Genomic DNA, 16,056 nt, shown 5'->3' on the forward strand with positions numbered 1-16,056 from the left:
GTTATTTCTCCTGACTGACAGCCGCACAGATCAAGGTGATCCCGCGGGCCTGAAGCTGATCGCGTGCCTCGAGGGGCAGGCGATCATCGGTAATGAGGGTATGGATGCTGCTCCAGGGCAGCTCCAGATTGGGAATCTTGCGGCCGATCTTGTCGGCCTCGACCATCACGATGACTTCCCGTGCGACGTCGGCCATTACCCGGCTAAGGCCGAGCAGTTCGTTGAAAGTGGTGGTGCCGCGCACCAGATCGATGCCGTCGGCGCCAATGAACAGTTGGTCGAAGTCGTAAGAGCGCAGTACCTGCTCGGCGACCTGGCCCTGGAAGGATTCCGAATGCGGATCCCAGGTGCCGCCGGTCATCAGCAGCACCGGCTCGTGTTCCAGTTCGCTCAAGGCGTTGGCGACATGCAGCGAGTTGGTCATCACCACCAGGCCAGGTTGCTGGCCCAGTTCGGGAATCATCGCGGCGGTGGTGCTGCCGCTGTCGATGATGATGCGCGCGTGCTCGCGGATGCGTTTGACTGCCGCGCGGGCAATCGCCTGCTTGTACTTGGAAATACTCTGCGCCGTTTCTGCGACCAGCTCTTGCGGCATGGTGATCGCTCCGCCGTAACGACGCAGCAACAGACCATGGGTTTCCAGCGCAGCGAGATCCTTGCGAATCGTAACTTCGGAGGTTTCGAAACGTTTGGCCAGCTCATCGACACTGACTTCGCCCTGCTCGTTGAGCAAGGCGAGGATGTTATGGCGACGCTGGGGAGTGTTGCGCTTGGACATGGCGGCTTAAGTTTCGATTCGAAAGATAACGTAAGCAATGAAACTCTATCGAAAGGTTGCCGTCAAGACGCGAGGAGAAAAATTCAGAAAGCTGAAATGACTGTGGGAGCGAGCCTGTTCGCGAAAGGGGTAGTATCAGCCACTGAAGACGTGACTGACAGACCGCATTCGCGAGCAGGCTCGCTCCCACAGGGGATTGTGGATAAATCAGGATTTTTTGATTTTTTCCGGACGCTTCCAGCCGTCGATGTTCTTCTGACGCGCTCGGCCAACCGCCAGCTGGGCGTTATCCACATTTTGCGTGATGGTCGAGCCGGCCGCGGTGGTCGCACCGTTGGAGATATCCACAGGCGCAACCAGCGAGTTGTTCGAGCCAATGAACACGTCAGCGCCCAACACGGTTTTCCACTTGTTGGCGCCATCGTAGTTGCAGGTGATGGTGCCGGCGCCGATGTTGGTGCGTGCTCCGATTTCGGCATCGCCCAGGTAGGTCAGGTGGCCAGCCTTGGCACCCTCGCCCATATGGGCGTTTTTGAGCTCAACAAAGTTGCCCACATGGGCGCGAGCCTCGAGCACCGTGCCCGGGCGCAAACGCGCGAAAGGACCGGCGTCGCTGCCTTCACCGAGAATGGCGCCTTCGATATGACTGTTGGCCTTGATCACTACGCCTTTGCGCAGGGTGCTGTCCTTGATCACGCAGTTCGGACCGATCTCTACGTCATCTTCGATGATCACCTTGCCTTCGAGGATCACGTTGATGTCGATCAGCACATCGCGGCCCACGCTAACTTCACCGCGTACATCGAAACGCGCCGGGTCACGCAGGGTCACGCCTTGAGCCATCAGGCGACGGCCGGCGCGCAATTGGTAATGGCGCTCGAGTTCGGCCAATTGCTTGCGATCATTGGCGCCCTGCACTTCCATGGGGTCGTGCGGTTGTTCGGTAGCCACCACCAGACCATCGCTGACCGCCATTTCGATCACGTCGGTGAGGTAGTACTCGCCCTGCGCGTTGTTGTTCGACAGGCGACTCATCCAGTCCGCCAGACGATTGGCCGGCACAGCGAGGATGCCGGTGTTGCCTTCGCTGATCGCGCGTTGCGCTTCGCTGGCGTCTTTGTGCTCGACGATCGCGGCAACCTTGCCGTCGGCATCGCGCACGATACGGCCGTAGCCAGTCGGATCGTCCAGCTCGACAGTGAGCAACCCCATCTGGCCTGGCACCACATGCTTGAGCAGACGCTGCAGGGTCTCGACTTCGATCAGTGGCACGTCACCGTAAAGGATCAGCACGGTGTCGGCAGTAATGAACGGCACGGCCTGAGCGGTGGCATGGCCAGTACCGAGCTGTTTGTCCTGCAGCACGAAATTCAGGTCATCAGCTGCCAGGCGCTCACGTACCACATCGGCACCGTGACCGATCACCACATGAATGCGTTGTGGGTCGAGTTGCCGGGCGCTGTGGATAACATGGCCGAGCATGGAGTTGCCGGCAATCGGATGCAGCACTTTCGGCAGTGCCGAACGCATACGGGTGCCTTGACCGGCCGCGAGGATAACGATTTCGAGAGACATGACTGGCTACCAATCCTGGGTGGTCAGCAACTGCGACCGGTTTCTGGGAGTTCGGAAAAGAAAAAAGGGTAGCCGAGGCTACCCTTTTTTATCAATCGCACAACAAGCGGCTGACGGATTAACCGCCAAACTTCTTGCGGATCTGCTGGACGGTGCGCAGCTGGGCTGCAGCCTCGGCCAGACGTGTGGCAGCGGCGCCGTAATCGAAGTCCGCGCCTTTTTCGTTCAGGGCATTCTCGGCAGCCTTGAGAGCTGCCTGAGCCTGAGCTTCATCAAGGTCGGCGGCACGTTGCACGGTATCGGCAAGTACCTTGACCATGTTCGGCTGAACCTCGAGGAAACCACCGGAGATGTAGAACACCTCGGCTTCCCCGCCTTGCTTGATCAGGCGGATCGGACCCGGCTTGAGATTAGTGATCAGCGGCGCGTGACCCAGAGCGATACCAAGATCACCCAGTGCACCGTGCGCAATCACCATCTCGACCAGGCCGGAAAAGATTTCCCCTTCCGCGCTGACGATATCGCAATGGACTGTCATAGCCATCTGATTGCCTCAACCTAAATTAGCGCCCGTTGCCGGGCGCCGGGATTACAGTTTCTTGGCTTTCTCGATCGCTTCTTCGATGCCGCCAACCATGTAGAACGCTTGTTCTGGCAGGTGGTCGTAGTCACCGTTGAGGATGCCTTTGAAGCCAGCAATGGTGTCTTTCAGGGAAACGTATTTACCCGAAGCACCGGTGAAGACTTCAGCCACGAAGAACGGCTGCGACAAGAAGCGCTGGATCTTGCGAGCACGGTTAACCAACTGCTTGTCGGCTTCCGACAGCTCGTCCATACCCAGGATCGCGATGATGTCTTTCAGCTCTTTGTAACGCTGCAGAACATACTGGACGCCGCGAGCGGTGTCGTAGTGGTCCTGGCCGATCACGTTCGGGTCCAGCTGGCGCGAAGTCGAATCCAGTGGATCTACCGCCGGGTAGATACCCAGGGAAGCGATGTCACGGGACAGAACGACGGTGGCGTCCAAGTGGGCGAAAGTGGTCGCTGGCGACGGGTCGGTCAAGTCGTCCGCCGGTACGTATACCGCCTGGATCGAGGTGATCGAACCTTCCTTGGTCGAAGTGATACGTTCCTGCAGAACGCCCATCTCTTCAGCCAGGGTCGGCTGGTAACCTACTGCCGAAGGCATACGGCCCAGCAGTGCGGATACTTCGGTACCGGCCAGGGTGTAACGATAGATGTTGTCGACGAACAGCAGAACGTCGTTACCTTCGTCACGGAACTTCTCGGCCATGGTCAGGCCGGTCAGTGCTACGCGCAGACGGTTTCCCGGCGGCTCGTTCATCTGACCGTAAACCAGTGCCACTTTGTCCAGAACGTTGGAGTCCTTCATCTCGTGGTAGAAGTCGTTACCCTCACGAGTACGCTCACCAACACCTGCGAACACGGAATAACCGCTGTGCTCGATGGCGATGTTACGGATCAGTTCCATCATGTTTACGGTTTTGCCTACACCGGCACCACCGAACAGACCGACTTTACCGCCTTTGGCGAACGGGCAGACCAGGTCGATAACCTTGATGCCGGTTTCCAGCAGATCGTTGCCGCCTGCTTGCTCGGCGAACGAAGGTGCTGCGCGGTGAATGCCCCAGCGCTCTTCGGTGTCGATCGGGCCAGCTTCGTCGATCGGGTTACCGAGGACGTCCATGATCCGGCCCAGGGTCGCTTTACCGACCGGTACGGAGATGGCTGCGCCAGAGTCGGTGACTTCCAGACCGCGCTTCAAGCCCTCGGTGGAACCCATCGCAATGGTACGAACCACGCCGTCGCCCAGCTGTTGCTGAACTTCCAGAGTGGTTTCAGCCGCGCTCACTACTTTCAGCGCGTTGTAGATGCTCGGTACGCTGTCGCGTGGAAATTCCACGTCGATAACGGCGCCGATGATTTGAACGATACGTCCGCTACTCATAGCTGGATCCTCTGAATATTTGAACCGTTAAACCGCGGCAGCGCCGCCGACGATTTCCGAGATCTCTTGGGTGATCGCAGCCTGACGCGCCTTGTTGTAGATCAGCTGCAAATCGCTGATCAAATCACCGGCGTTGTCGGTAGCGTTCTTCATCGCGATCATCCGCGCAGCCTGTTCAGCCGCGTTGTTCTCGACCACCGCCTGGTAGACCTGCGACTCGACGTAACGGACCATCAAGCCGTCAAGCAGCTCTTTGGCGTCCGGTTCGTAGAGATAGTCCCAGTGGTGCTTGAGATCCTGATCCGGGGTTGCCACCAGTGGAATCAACTGCTCCACGGTAGGCTGTTGCGTCATGGTGTTGATGAACTTGTTGGACACCACGGACAGGCGGTCGATACGGCCGTCCAGGTAGGCATCCAGCATCACCTTGACGCTGCCGATCAGATCATTGATCGACGGCTCTTCACCCAGGTGGCTGATAGCTGCAACGACGTTACCGCCGAAGTTGCGGAAAAAGGCCGCACCCTTGCTACCGACTACACACAGATCAATCTCGACGCCGTTTTCGCGGTTTACCGCCATGTCCTTGACCAGGGCCTTGAACAGGTTGGTGTTCAAGCCGCCGCACAGACCACGGTCACTGCTCACGACGACATAACCGACGCGCTTGATTTCGCGGTCGATCATGAACGGGTGGCGGTATTCCGGGTTGGCGTTGGCCAGATGCCCAATTACCTGGCGGATACGCTCCGCATAAGGACGGCTAGCAGCCATGCGCATTTGTGCCTTGCGCATTTTGCTGACCGCCACTTTTTCCATGGCGCTGGTAATCTTTTGCGTGCTTTTGATGCTCGCAATCTTACTGCGAATCTCTTTTGCGCCTGCCATGTAACACCTATCAGGTTAGCAAGCGGGAGCCTCGCGGCTCCCGCTGCGGCTTACCAGGTTTGGGTGGCCTTGAACTTCTCGATACCGGCTTTCATGCCAGCGTCGATTTCGTCATTGAAGTCACCTTTAACGTTGATCTTGGCCATCAAATCGGCGTGATCGCGGTTGAAGAAAGCGATCAGCGCTTGTTCGAAGCTGCCGACCTTGGCGATTTCAATGTCAGTCAGGAACCCACGCTCAGCGGCATACAGCGACAGCGCCATGTCAGCGATCGACATTGGTGCGTATTGCTTCTGCTTCATCAGCTCGGTAACGCGCTGACCATGCTCAAGTTGCTTGCGGGTCGCTTCGTCCAGGTCAGAAGCGAACTGGGCGAATGCCGCCAGTTCACGGTACTGAGCCAGAGCGGTACGGATACCACCGGAGAGCTTCTTGATGATCTTGGTCTGAGCGGCACCACCCACACGGGATACCGAAACACCGGCGTTCACTGCAGGGCGGATGCCCGAGTTGAACATGGCCGATTCCAGGAAGATCTGACCGTCGGTGATGGAAATCACGTTGGTCGGAACGAACGCGGAAACGTCGCCAGCCTGGGTTTCGATGATCGGCAGTGCGGTCAGGGAACCAGTTTTGCCGGTCACTGCGCCGTTGGTGAACTTCTCTACGTATTCTTCCGAAACGCGGGATGCGCGCTCCAGCAGACGGGAGTGGAGATAGAACACGTCGCCTGGGTACGCTTCACGGCCTGGTGGACGGCGCAGCAGCAGGGAAATCTGGCGGTAAGCCACTGCCTGCTTGGACAGATCGTCATAAACGATCAGCGCGTCTTCACCGCGGTCGCGGAAGAATTCACCCATGGTGCAACCGGAGTACGGTGCCAGGAATTGCAGCGCAGGAGATTCCGAAGCACTGGCAGCCACGATGATCGTGTTGGCCAGGGCGCCGTTTTCTTCCAGCTTGCGAACCACGTTGGCGATGGTCGATTGCTTCTGACCGATGGCTACGTAGACGCAGAAAATGCCGCTGTCTTTCTGGTTGATGATCGCGTCGATCGCCAGAGCGGTCTTACCGATCTGACGGTCACCGATGATCAGCTCACGCTGACCACGGCCGACAGGGATCATCGCATCGACAGCCTTGTAGCCAGTCTGTACAGGCTGGTCTACCGACTTACGCCAGATCACGCCTGGAGCAACTTTCTCGACCGCGTCGGTCTCGGTGTTGCCCAGTGGACCTTTGCCGTCAACAGGGTTACCCAGAGCATCGACTACGCGGCCCAGCAGTTCCTTACCAACAGGAACTTCGAGGATGCGGCCGGTGCACTTGGCGCTCATGCCTTCAGCCAGCGACTGGTAGGAGCCCAATACCACGGCACCTACGGAGTCCTGCTCCAGGTTGAGGGCCATACCGTAGACGCCGCCCGGAAACTCGATCATCTCGCCGTACATGACGTCGGCCAGACCGTGAATCCGCACGATGCCGTCAGATACGCTGACGACAGTGCCTTCGTTACGGGCTTGGGAGGTTACATCGAGCTTGTCGATGCGGCCCTTGATAATTTCACTTATTTCGGAAGGATTGAGTTGCTGCATTGCTCTGCTGCCCCTTCAAACTCAAGATTTCAATGCTTCGGCAAGTTTCGCGATTTTGCCGCGAATCGAGCCATCGATAACCAGGTCGCCGGCGCGGATCACGACACCACCAATCAAGGCAGCGTCCTCCGCAACTTGCAGGCGCACTTCCCGGTTGAGTCGTGCACTGAGAACCTTGGCGAGTTTGTCTTGCTGTTCTTGGTTCAATGCAAATGCACTGGTTACTTCAACGTCTACCGATTTCTCTTGTTCGGCCTTGTACAGGTCGAACAGAGCGGCGATCTCCGGCAGAAGCAGGAGACGGTCGTTCTCGGCAACGACGCTGATGAAATTGCGTGCCTTTTCATCAAACTTGTCGCCGCACACGTCAATGAACGTGGCGGCCTTTTCTGCGCTCGTCAGTCGCGGGGCCTTGAGCACGCGCTGCAGGGTGTCGTCTTGCGACACCGCTGCTGCCAGGCCGAGCATGGCTGACCAATTGGCCAGTTGCTGGTGGGCCTGAGCGTGCTCGAAGGCCGCCTTAGCGTAAGGTCGGGCCAACGTGGTCAGTTCTGCCATGATCGCCCTCGCTTAGATTTCAGCAGCCAGTTGGTTAACCAGCTCTGCGTGCGCGTTTTGATCGATTGTGGCACCCAGGATCTTCTCGGCGCCGCCAACAGCCAGCAAGCCCACTTGGGCACGCAGCTTGTCTTTGACGCTGTTCAGTTCCTGTTCGATCTCGGCTTGAGCCTGAACCTTCACACGGTCAGCGTCGATACGGGCTTTTTCAACAGCCTCTTCGACGATCTGGTTACCGCGTTTCTTGGCTTGCTCGATGATTTCAGCTGCCTGAGCTTTCGCTTCGCGCAGTTGCTGACCCGCTTTCTCTTGGGCCAACTCCAGGTCGCGAGCTGCACGGCTGGCAGCGTCCAGACCATCAGCGATCTTCTTTTGACGTTCGTGCAGAGCAGCGATGACCGGAGGCCATACATACTTCATGCAGAACAGTACAAAAATCAGGAACGCAACGGACTGGCCAATCAGGGTCGCATTAATGTTCACGCCAACACCTCGCAGTTACGTTGTCCATCACACCAAATTACCCGGAAGATCCGAGTAATCAGCCAGCGATCTGACCAACGAACGGGTTCGCAAAGGTGAAGAACAGAGCGATACCAACACCGATCATGGTTACGGCGTCGAGCAGACCGGCAACGATGAACATTTTTACTTGCAGCATTGGAACCATTTCTGGCTGACGCGCTGCGCCTTCCAGGAACTTGCCGCCCAGCAGGCCGAAACCAATTGCGGTACCCAGTGCGCCCAGGCCGATCAACAGTGCAACAGCGATAGCGGTTAGACCAACTACAGTTTCCATCTTTCCTCCCGACTTTTACGTCGTATGGTTTAGGTTTTTTAGATTAAAGCGGTAAAACAAATCGTTTCAGATGCCCCGCAAGGAGCCCCTTCCCGTTTTACCGGGAAGGACATCAGACTAGTCGAGACTGGTCTTAATGGTTTTCTTCGTGCGCCATCGACAGGTAGACGATGGTCAGCATCATGAAGATGAACGCCTGCAGGGTGATGATCAGGATGTGGAACACCGCCCACGCCCACTGCAGAACAACGCCCAGGCCGCTGAGCCAGAGCAGGCCGCTGCCGAACATCACAGCGATCAGAATGAACACCAGCTCGCCGGCATACATGTTGCCGAACAGACGCAGAGCCAGAGAGATCGGCTTGGCGATCAGGGTGACGAATTCCAGCAGGAAGTTCACCGGAATCAGCAGCGCCTGAACGAAGATGTTCTTGCTGCCGAACGGGTGCAGGGTCAGTTCGCCGATGAAGCCGCCGATGCCCTTGACCTTGATGCTGTAGAAAATGATCAGTGCGAACACCGAGAACGCCATGCCCAGGGTCGCGTTCGGGTCGGTGGTCGACACGGCGCGGAACGGGATGTGTGCATCGCCGGAGATCAGGATGGCCAGCTGAGGAATCCAGTCGACCGGTACCAGGTCGACGGCGTTCATCAGGAACACCCAGACGAAGATGGTCAGTGCCAGCGGTGCAATCACCGGGCTACGGCCATGGAAGCTGTCTTTCACGCTGCCATCGACGAATTCGACCAATACTTCAACGAAGTTCTGCAAGGCACCCGGCTGACCCGAAGTCGCTTTCTTTGCCGCCATGCGGAAAAGAAGAACGAAGATCAGACCCAGGGCGACCGACCAGCCGAGAGTATCGACGTGGAAAGCCCAGAAGCCCATTTCCTTGGCCTCTGCTGCGGTGTGGGCAAAGCCCCAGCCGCCGTTGGGTAGCTGACCGAAAGTCAGGTTCTGCAAGTGGTGCTGGATATAGCCCGAAGCGGTTGTCTCTGCCATGGTTGCCTCAAACGCCCTAAGGTCTCGAAAGTCTTGTTCTCATCAGCAGGGGAGCGAACCAGCTGACCGACTGCGTCAGCACGAACACGCCGAATACTGCAATCGGCGCCAGTGGCTTCACACCTGCAAACACCAGTGCAAACAGCACTGCCGTCAAAATAAGTTTGCCTGCCTCGCCGGCATAAAAAGACCGGACGATGGACTGGGCTGCTCGGGCGCCGGAAAACCGAAATGCCTTGTGAGCGAAATAAACATTGGGCAGCAAGGCTATCAGGCCTCCGCAAAGTCCCGAGTATCCGGCAACGACTCCATGCCATTGCCAGAGCGCCAAAGCGGCAATGAGCAAAATGACAAATTGAGCCATCAACACCGGAAAAACTGCCAGGCGATGGAAGGGCAGGCGGTTTGGCTTGCGGGTTTCCATCACGTTTGCTCTCCAATGGTCGGCTGCCAGAATTCAATAACTTGGCATAATTTGTGCCGACAAAATGCGCGCAGAGTATAGGGGCGGTTCTGCCCCTATTCAACTGTCAGGTAGTGATTTCCGACTGCGCGCTACATGAGGAAATGTTTCAGCGGATGTGTGCGAGCACACCTTGAAGCTCGTCGAGCGAGTTATAACCGATCACCAGTTGGCCTTTGCCCTTCTTGCCGTGGCGAATCTGCACCGCAGAGCCCAGCCGCTCGGCCAGGCGCTGCTCGAGGCGAGCGATGTCCGGGTCGGGTTTTGCAGCTTCGACCGGCTCCGGTTTGCCGCTCAACCACTGACGAACCAGTGCCTCGGTTTGGCGCACGGTCAGCCCTCGTGCGACAACATGTCGCGCCCCTTCGACCTGCTGATTGTCCGGCAGACCGAGCAAGGCACGTGCATGACCCATTTCCAGGTCACCGTGCGACAGCATGGTTTTGATGACTTCGGGCAGTGCAATAAGTCGCAACAGGTTAGCCACAGTCACCCGCGACTTACCCACAGCCTCTGCAACCTGTTGCTGGGTCAGCTGGAATTCCTGCTGCAAGCGCTGCAAAGCCACCGCTTCTTCGATCGGATTGAGGTCTTCGCGCTGGATGTTCTCAATCAACGCAATCGCGATGGCGGTTTCATCCGGCACATCGCGGACCATGGCCGGGATGGTTTCCTGCCCGGCCTGCTGACTGGCGCGCCAGCGGCGTTCACCGGCGATGATCTCGAAGCGGCCGCCACCAATCGGGCGCACCACGATCGGCTGCATCACGCCTTGCGCCTTGATCGATTGCGCCAGCTCTTCCAGGGCCTGCGGGTCCATGTCGCGGCGCGGCTGATATTTGCCGCGCTGCAGCAGGTCCAGCGGCAGATGTTGCAGTTCGCGGGTGTCAGCCTGCGCGGCTTGTTCTTCCAGCGCGCTGACCGTCGGACCACTCAGCAGAGCATCCAGTCCACGTCCGAGACCTCGTTTCTTGACGGCCATGGGGATTCCTTAAGTTGGCTGAGCAGCAGCAATGCGTGAATTTTTGCGCTGACGGCGAACCATTTCGCCCGCCAGAGCCAGATAGGCCAGTGCGCCACGCGATTGCTTGTCGTAAGCCAGCGCCGGCATGCCGTAGCTCGGTGCTTCGGCCAGGCGGATGTTGCGCGGGATCACCGTGTCGTACAACTGATCGCCGAAGTGTTCCTTGAGCTGCGCCGAGACATCGTTCATCAGGCTCAGGCGCGGGTCGTACATGGTCCGTAGCAGGCCTTCGACTTTCAGGTTCGGATTGAGCAGTTCGGCGATGCGCTTGATGTTATCCACAAGGTCGCTCAAACCTTCGAGCGCAAAGTATTCGCACTGCATCGGGATAATCACCCCGTCAGCGGCGACCAGTGCGTTGAGCGTGAGCATCGACAGCGACGGTGGGCAGTCGATCAGAATGTAATCGTAGTTGTCACGGATTGGCGCCAGCGCACTGCGCAGACGGCTTTCCTTCATCTGCATTTCCAGTAACACCACTTCCGCAGCGGTCAGGTCGCGGTTGGCCGGCAGCAGTTGATAACCGCCGTGCTCGGAGAAGTGCATGGCCTGGCCCAGGTCGCATTCACCGATCAGCAGATCGTAGACCGAGTTTTCCAGACCATGTTTATCCACACCGCTACCCATGGTGGCGTTGCCCTGTGGATCGAGATCGATCAACAGCACCCGTCGCTTGGTCGCGACCAGGGATGCTGCGAGGTTGATGCAGGTGGTGGTCTTGCCCACACCACCCTTCTGGTTCGCTATCGCGAATACCTTAGCCATTCTTGCTTGTGTTCCCAATCATGCCGTGCGGCGCAGTATCAGCAGATGGCGTTGGCCTTGGCAACCGGGGACGGCCAGGGCGTATTCGCTATCGAGTTTGAAATCTGCCGGCAATGCTACCAGCTCATCGGCCGGATGAACGCCCTTCATTGCCAGCCAGCGTGTATCGGCATCGCCGAGGTGGCGAGTCCAGTTGGTGAAGTTTTCCATGCTGCTGAATGCCCGGGAAATGATCCCGTTGAATGGCTGGGCAGGCTGGAATGCTTCGACGCGGCTGTGGATAACTTGCAGGTTTTCCAGCTTCAGTTCGAGTTTCACCTGGGTCAGGAAGCGGGTTTTCTTGCCGTTGCTGTCCAGACAGGTCACTTGCGAGTCCGGAAACAGGATCGCCAGCGGAATCCCCGGCATGCCACCGCCACTGCCAACGTCAAGCCAGCGACCGTTTTCGATGAACGACATCACGCTCAGGCTGTCGAGCAAATGACGCGAAACCATTTCGTCCGGATCACGCACGGCGGTCAGGTTGTACGCCTGGTTCCATTTGATCAACAGGGCCAGATAACCCAACAGCAACTCGTGCTGGGTTTCCGTGAGCTTGACACCCAGCGCGCGGGCTCCTGTGGATAACTCTTCGGCGTGTTGCGAAGTGACCTTGGCACTCAAGCGCTTTGCTCCAACTGACGGCCCGCGCCGCGTTTTTTCAAATGAATCATCAACAGCGAAATCGCTGCCGGGGTCACGCCCGGGATCCGCGAAGCCTGGCCCAGCGTTTCAGGACGTGTGGCGCCGAGCTTGCTCTGGATCTCCTTGGACAGACCGGAAATGTTGGTGTAATCGATATCCACAGGCAATTTCGTGTCTTCGCTGGCGCGCAGACGGGCAATTTCGTCCTGTTGGCGGTCGATGTAACCGGCGTATTTGGTCTTGATTTCAACCTGCTCGGCAACCTGTGGATCTTCTGCGCCCTGCCCGGTCACTTCGACCAGACCGGCGTAGTCTATTTCCGGGCGGCTCAACAGGTTGAGCAAATTGTATTCGTGGGTCAGCGGCGTGCCGAATTTTTCGGCAATCGCATCACCCTGCGGGGTGTTCGGCCGTACCCAGGTGCTTTTCAGGCGCTGTTCTTCAAGCTCGATGCTTTCGCGTTTCTTGCAGAAGGCCGCCCAGCGCGCGTCATCGACCAGACCGAGCTCGCGACCTTTTTCGGTAAGACGCAGGTCGGCGTTGTCTTCGCGCAGAATCAAGCGGTACTCGGCACGGGAAGTGAACATGCGGTACGGCTCTTGGGTGCCGAGAGTGATCAGGTCGTCGACCAGAACGCCGATATACGCCTCGTCGCGACGTGGGCACCAGGCTTCTTTGCCCTTGGCACGCAGGGCAGCGTTGGCACCGGCGAGCAAACCTTGAGCGCCAGCTTCTTCGTAACCGGTGGTGCCGTTGATCTGCCCGGCGAAGAACAGACCGCCGATGACTTTGGTTTCCAGGCTGTACTTCAGATCGCGCGGATCGAAGTAGTCGTACTCGATCGCATAACCCGGACGCACGATGTGTGCGTTTTCCATGCCGCGGATCGACTGCACGATCTGCAATTGCACGTCGAACGGCAGGCTTGTGGATATCCCGTTCGGGTACAGCTCATGGGTGGTCAGACCTTCCGGTTCGATGAACACCTGATGGCTTTCCTTGTCGGCAAAGCGGTGGATCTTGTCTTCGATCGACGGGCAATAACGCGGGCCGACGCCTTCGATTTCACCGGCAGCGGAATACATCGGCGAGCGATCGAGGTTCGCCGCGATGATTTCGTGGGTACGCGCATTGGTATGGGTAATCCAGCAACTGACCTGGCGCGGATGCTGTTCCTTGTTGCCCATGAACGACATCACCGGGATCGGAGTGTCACCCGGTTGCTCGGTCATCACCGAGAAATCCACAGACTTGCCGTCGATACGCGGTGGCGTACCGGTTTTCAGGCGACCGACACGCAGTGGCAGTTCACGCAAACGATGAGCCAGCGCGATTGACGGCGGATCACCGGCACGACCGCCGGAGAAATTCTGCAAACCAATGTGGATAAGTCCGCCGAGGAACGTACCGGTGGTCAGCACAACGGAATCGGCGAAGAAGCGCAGACCCATTTGTGTGACGACACCACGGACTTGCTCCTGCTCGACGATCAGGTCGTCGGCGGCTTGTTGAAATATCCACAGGTTCGGCTGGTTTTCGAGGATTTCGCGGACCGCCGCCTTATACAAAATCCGGTCGGCTTGCGCACGGGTGGCCCGTACGGCCGGGCCTTTGCGGCTGTTCAATACACGAAACTGGATGCCGCCCTTATCGGTAGCCATGGCCATCGCGCCGCCGAGGGCATCGATTTCCTTGACCAGATGGCTTTTGCCGATGCCACCGATGGCCGGGTTGCAACTCATGGCACCGAGGGTTTCCACGTTATGCGTCAGTAGCAGGGTTTTTGCGCCCATGCGTGCTGACGCCAGTGCTGCCTCGGTACCGGCATGACCGCCGCCGATGACGATCACTTCAAAACGGGAAGGGAAATCCACCACGCACCTCGTGCCTGCTTAAGTAGGTCATTCAGGAAATATTGAAATCAGGTTTCTGGACCTGGTCGGCAAGTATAGGGACTTCGCCCTTTCTAAAGAACCCTTTGCACAAAATTTAACCAGCTGTGGAGAACTCGAGGTTAAAAGAATAAAAAAGAGAGAAATTTATAAAACCTTTGTTTTTATGTTTATTCTTACTGAGGCACGTTTCTGTGGATATGTCTCTGCAAGCGTTATTTTACGGTATGTACAGAGATTCAAAACCCTGTGCTCAGGTTGCAATGAGGCCCTTGGATAACCGGTGTAAGCCTGTGGATTAAAGCGCTGCTTATCCACAGGGCAGGTTATATCCAGTTTTCAGGCCCTGTTATCAACTGGCCTTAGCGCCAGTTACTCACAGGGCTTAATCCCCAGAAAATCGCTCGGATGGCGTTTTCCAGGCGCAAAAAAAGCGCCAGCGAAGAATCGGCGACGCCTGGGAAGCCATTGGCAGGAAGTGCAAAGGCTATTGTGAGACCACGTAACAGAGGCTAATAATAGCCATTATCATTAACTGACCAGTTTCCCCCATGTCCCTACCTGCCCACACCGCTGCGATCGAGCAAATCTACGAGCAACACCACTCGTGGCTGTATGGCTGGCTCAAGGGCAAACTGCACAACACCAGCGATGCAGCCGATGTGGCACATGACACGTTTCTGAGAATTCTTGCGGCGCGCAATGCAGCTCATATTCGGGAGCCGAGGGATTACCTGGCGACCATTGCGCGCGGCCTGGTCATTGATCGATATAGACGGTGTGCCATTGAAACCGCTTATCTGCAGACCCTCGCAGCGCGGCCGCAAGCAACGGTCATCAGCGAAGAAGACAGAGCGCTGATCATTGAAACCCTGATTTCTGTGGATAAGGCACTGGCCGGCCTAGGCGCGCGAACTCGGCAGATCTTCATGCTTTCGCAAGTCGAAGGACTGACTTATCAACAGATCGGGGTTCAGTTGAAGGTTTCGCTGACCACGGTAAAGAAACACATGATTCGCGCCCTGACTGAATGCGCCCTGATCATGGCGCAGCAATAATGCCGGTCGCTGCGAACCGCCAGGTATTCGAAACTGCCGCCAGCTGGTATGTGCAGTTTCAATCCCAGCCACCGAGCCTTGCCGAACAAAAAGCCTGGCAGCTGTGGATAGACAGCGATCCGGCGCATTTGGCGGCGTGGAACCAGATGGAACAATTGCAGCGTCAACTCGGTACCCTGCCGCAGGATCTGAAACGACGTGCGCTCAACAGTGGCCAGCACCGACGCCAGGTACTCAAGCTGTTGCTGCTTGCCGCGGGTACAGGCTTCGTTGGCTGGCATGCGCAACGACACACATCCTTGGGCAATGTCTGGGCCGACTATAAAACCGGGGTGGGCCAGCGTCGCACCATCAGCCTGGCTGATGGCAGCCAGATCCAGCTCAATACCGACTCCGCGATCAATGTTTCTTTCGATGCAGCGCAACGCCTGATTCGACTGCGCGGGGGTGAAATCCTCGTTCAAACCGGCAAGCTCGGTGATCAGCGGCCGTTCTATGTGCAAACCCGTGACGGGCGGATTCAGGCATTGGGCACCCGGTTCTCGGTGCATCAGCTGTCGAGCTCCACCCGGGTAGGGGTGCTGGAAGATCGAATCAGCATTCAACCTGCGCGGTCATCCGCTGCCCCGCTCATCCTGAAAGCAGGCGAAGGCGCGGATTTCGATAGTCGGCATATGGGTCTCATTCATCCCTTCCACCCAGCAGGAGTGGCATGGACCAACGGCCAGTTGATCGTTCTCGATGCGCGCCTGGGCGATGTCATCGAAGAATTGGGTCGCTACCGCAGCGGCGTATTGCACTGCGATCGCCGCGCAAGGGATCTGCGGGTCTCCGGGACCTTCCGGCTCGATTCGACCGACGCGGTGCTGGCCAACCTTCAGGCTTCGTTGCCGATCAACGTACGCTATTTCAGCCGATACTGGGTGTCGATCAGCCACAGCGTTTGACTTAAACAAGGCCTGGGGAAAAATAATTGCAAACAGGGTTATCTTTTTTCGTCCTGAC

At 57.6% G+C, this 16,056-nt stretch carries 17 protein-coding genes; 2 read left to right on the forward strand and 15 right to left on the reverse strand.

From position 1 onward, the window contains the following. Window position 1 precedes the first annotated feature (1 nt). The 15 genes from GXB78_RS20765 to mnmG form a co-directional block, all read right to left on the reverse strand. Window positions 2-778, reverse strand: a complete 777-nt coding sequence (locus GXB78_RS20765; protein ID WP_329516792.1) for a DeoR/GlpR family DNA-binding transcription regulator — start codon at window positions 776-778, stop codon at window positions 2-4. A gap of 207 nt (window positions 779-985) precedes the next feature. Then, window positions 986-2,353 (reverse strand): bifunctional UDP-N-acetylglucosamine diphosphorylase/glucosamine-1-phosphate N-acetyltransferase GlmU, encoded by a 1,368-nt coding sequence (gene glmU / locus GXB78_RS20770; protein ID WP_329516793.1) that lies wholly within the window; start codon window positions 2,351-2,353, stop codon window positions 986-988. Window positions 2,354-2,471: 118 nt separating this feature from the next. Next, window positions 2,472-2,897, reverse strand: a complete 426-nt coding sequence (locus tag GXB78_RS20775; protein ID WP_016772407.1) for a F0F1 ATP synthase subunit epsilon — start codon at window positions 2,895-2,897, stop codon at window positions 2,472-2,474. Between the two features lie 45 nt (window positions 2,898-2,942). Next, window positions 2,943-4,322, reverse strand: a complete 1,380-nt coding sequence (gene atpD, locus GXB78_RS20780; RefSeq protein WP_027610292.1) for a F0F1 ATP synthase subunit beta — start codon at window positions 4,320-4,322, stop codon at window positions 2,943-2,945. A 27-nt stretch (window positions 4,323-4,349) separates the two neighbouring features. Then, a complete protein-coding gene (atpG, locus tag GXB78_RS20785; RefSeq protein ID WP_007911960.1) occupies window positions 4,350-5,210 on the reverse strand; it encodes a F0F1 ATP synthase subunit gamma in 861 nt (286 codons plus the stop codon). Window positions 5,211-5,260: 50 nt separating this feature from the next. Then, window positions 5,261-6,805 carry a F0F1 ATP synthase subunit alpha gene (gene atpA / locus GXB78_RS20790; protein ID WP_016772405.1) on the reverse strand — a complete coding sequence of 515 codons (1,545 nt, stop codon included), beginning with the start codon at window positions 6,803-6,805 and terminating at the stop codon, window positions 5,261-5,263. Window positions 6,806-6,826: 21 nt separating this feature from the next. Further along, a complete protein-coding gene (locus tag GXB78_RS20795; protein ID WP_329516794.1) occupies window positions 6,827-7,363 on the reverse strand; it encodes a F0F1 ATP synthase subunit delta in 537 nt (178 codons plus the stop codon). Between the two features lie 12 nt (window positions 7,364-7,375). After that, window positions 7,376-7,846 (reverse strand): F0F1 ATP synthase subunit B, encoded by a 471-nt coding sequence (locus GXB78_RS20800; protein ID WP_016772403.1) that lies wholly within the window; start codon window positions 7,844-7,846, stop codon window positions 7,376-7,378. Window positions 7,847-7,904: 58 nt separating this feature from the next. Then, window positions 7,905-8,162 carry a F0F1 ATP synthase subunit C gene (gene atpE / locus GXB78_RS20805; RefSeq protein WP_003097235.1) on the reverse strand — a complete coding sequence of 86 codons (258 nt, stop codon included), beginning with the start codon at window positions 8,160-8,162 and terminating at the stop codon, window positions 7,905-7,907. Window positions 8,163-8,295: 133 nt separating this feature from the next. After that, on the reverse strand, window positions 8,296-9,165 hold the full coding sequence (gene atpB / locus GXB78_RS20810; protein WP_016772402.1) for a F0F1 ATP synthase subunit A: 870 nt from the start codon (window positions 9,163-9,165) through the stop codon (window positions 8,296-8,298). 16 nt (window positions 9,166-9,181) lie between these two features. Beyond that, a complete protein-coding gene (locus tag GXB78_RS20815) occupies window positions 9,182-9,589 on the reverse strand; it encodes a F0F1 ATP synthase subunit I (protein WP_008084411.1) in 408 nt (135 codons plus the stop codon). A 148-nt stretch (window positions 9,590-9,737) separates the two neighbouring features. Further along, window positions 9,738-10,610, reverse strand: a complete 873-nt coding sequence (locus GXB78_RS20820; protein WP_007960777.1) for a ParB/RepB/Spo0J family partition protein — start codon at window positions 10,608-10,610, stop codon at window positions 9,738-9,740. A gap of 9 nt (window positions 10,611-10,619) precedes the next feature. Further along, a complete protein-coding gene (locus GXB78_RS20825; protein WP_016772400.1) occupies window positions 10,620-11,417 on the reverse strand; it encodes a ParA family protein in 798 nt (265 codons plus the stop codon). A gap of 18 nt (window positions 11,418-11,435) precedes the next feature. Next, complete coding sequence (rsmG, locus tag GXB78_RS20830; RefSeq protein WP_329516795.1) at window positions 11,436-12,080, reverse strand: 16S rRNA (guanine(527)-N(7))-methyltransferase RsmG; 645 nt, start codon at window positions 12,078-12,080, stop codon at window positions 11,436-11,438. Beyond that, the gene (gene mnmG, locus GXB78_RS20835) at window positions 12,077-13,975 is read right to left on the reverse strand and encodes a tRNA uridine-5-carboxymethylaminomethyl(34) synthesis enzyme MnmG (protein WP_122603541.1); all 1,899 of its coding nucleotides are present in this window, start codon (window positions 13,973-13,975) and stop codon (window positions 12,077-12,079) included. The genes rsmG and mnmG overlap by 4 nt, the downstream gene beginning before the upstream one ends. 569 nt (window positions 13,976-14,544) lie before the next feature. Here mnmG and GXB78_RS20840 point away from each other — a divergent pair. Next, window positions 14,545-15,051, forward strand: a complete 507-nt coding sequence (locus tag GXB78_RS20840; RefSeq protein ID WP_329516796.1) for a sigma-70 family RNA polymerase sigma factor — start codon at window positions 14,545-14,547, stop codon at window positions 15,049-15,051. Next, window positions 15,051-15,998, forward strand: a complete 948-nt coding sequence (locus GXB78_RS20845; protein ID WP_329516797.1) for a FecR domain-containing protein — start codon at window positions 15,051-15,053, stop codon at window positions 15,996-15,998. Before GXB78_RS20840 ends, GXB78_RS20845 begins: the two co-directional genes overlap by 1 nt. The last annotated feature ends 58 nt before the right edge of the window (window positions 15,999-16,056 follow it).

Source organism: Pseudomonas moraviensis subsp. stanleyae, assembly GCF_036283065.1.
Lineage (GTDB): Bacteria > Pseudomonadota > Gammaproteobacteria > Pseudomonadales > Pseudomonadaceae > Aquipseudomonas > Aquipseudomonas stanleyae.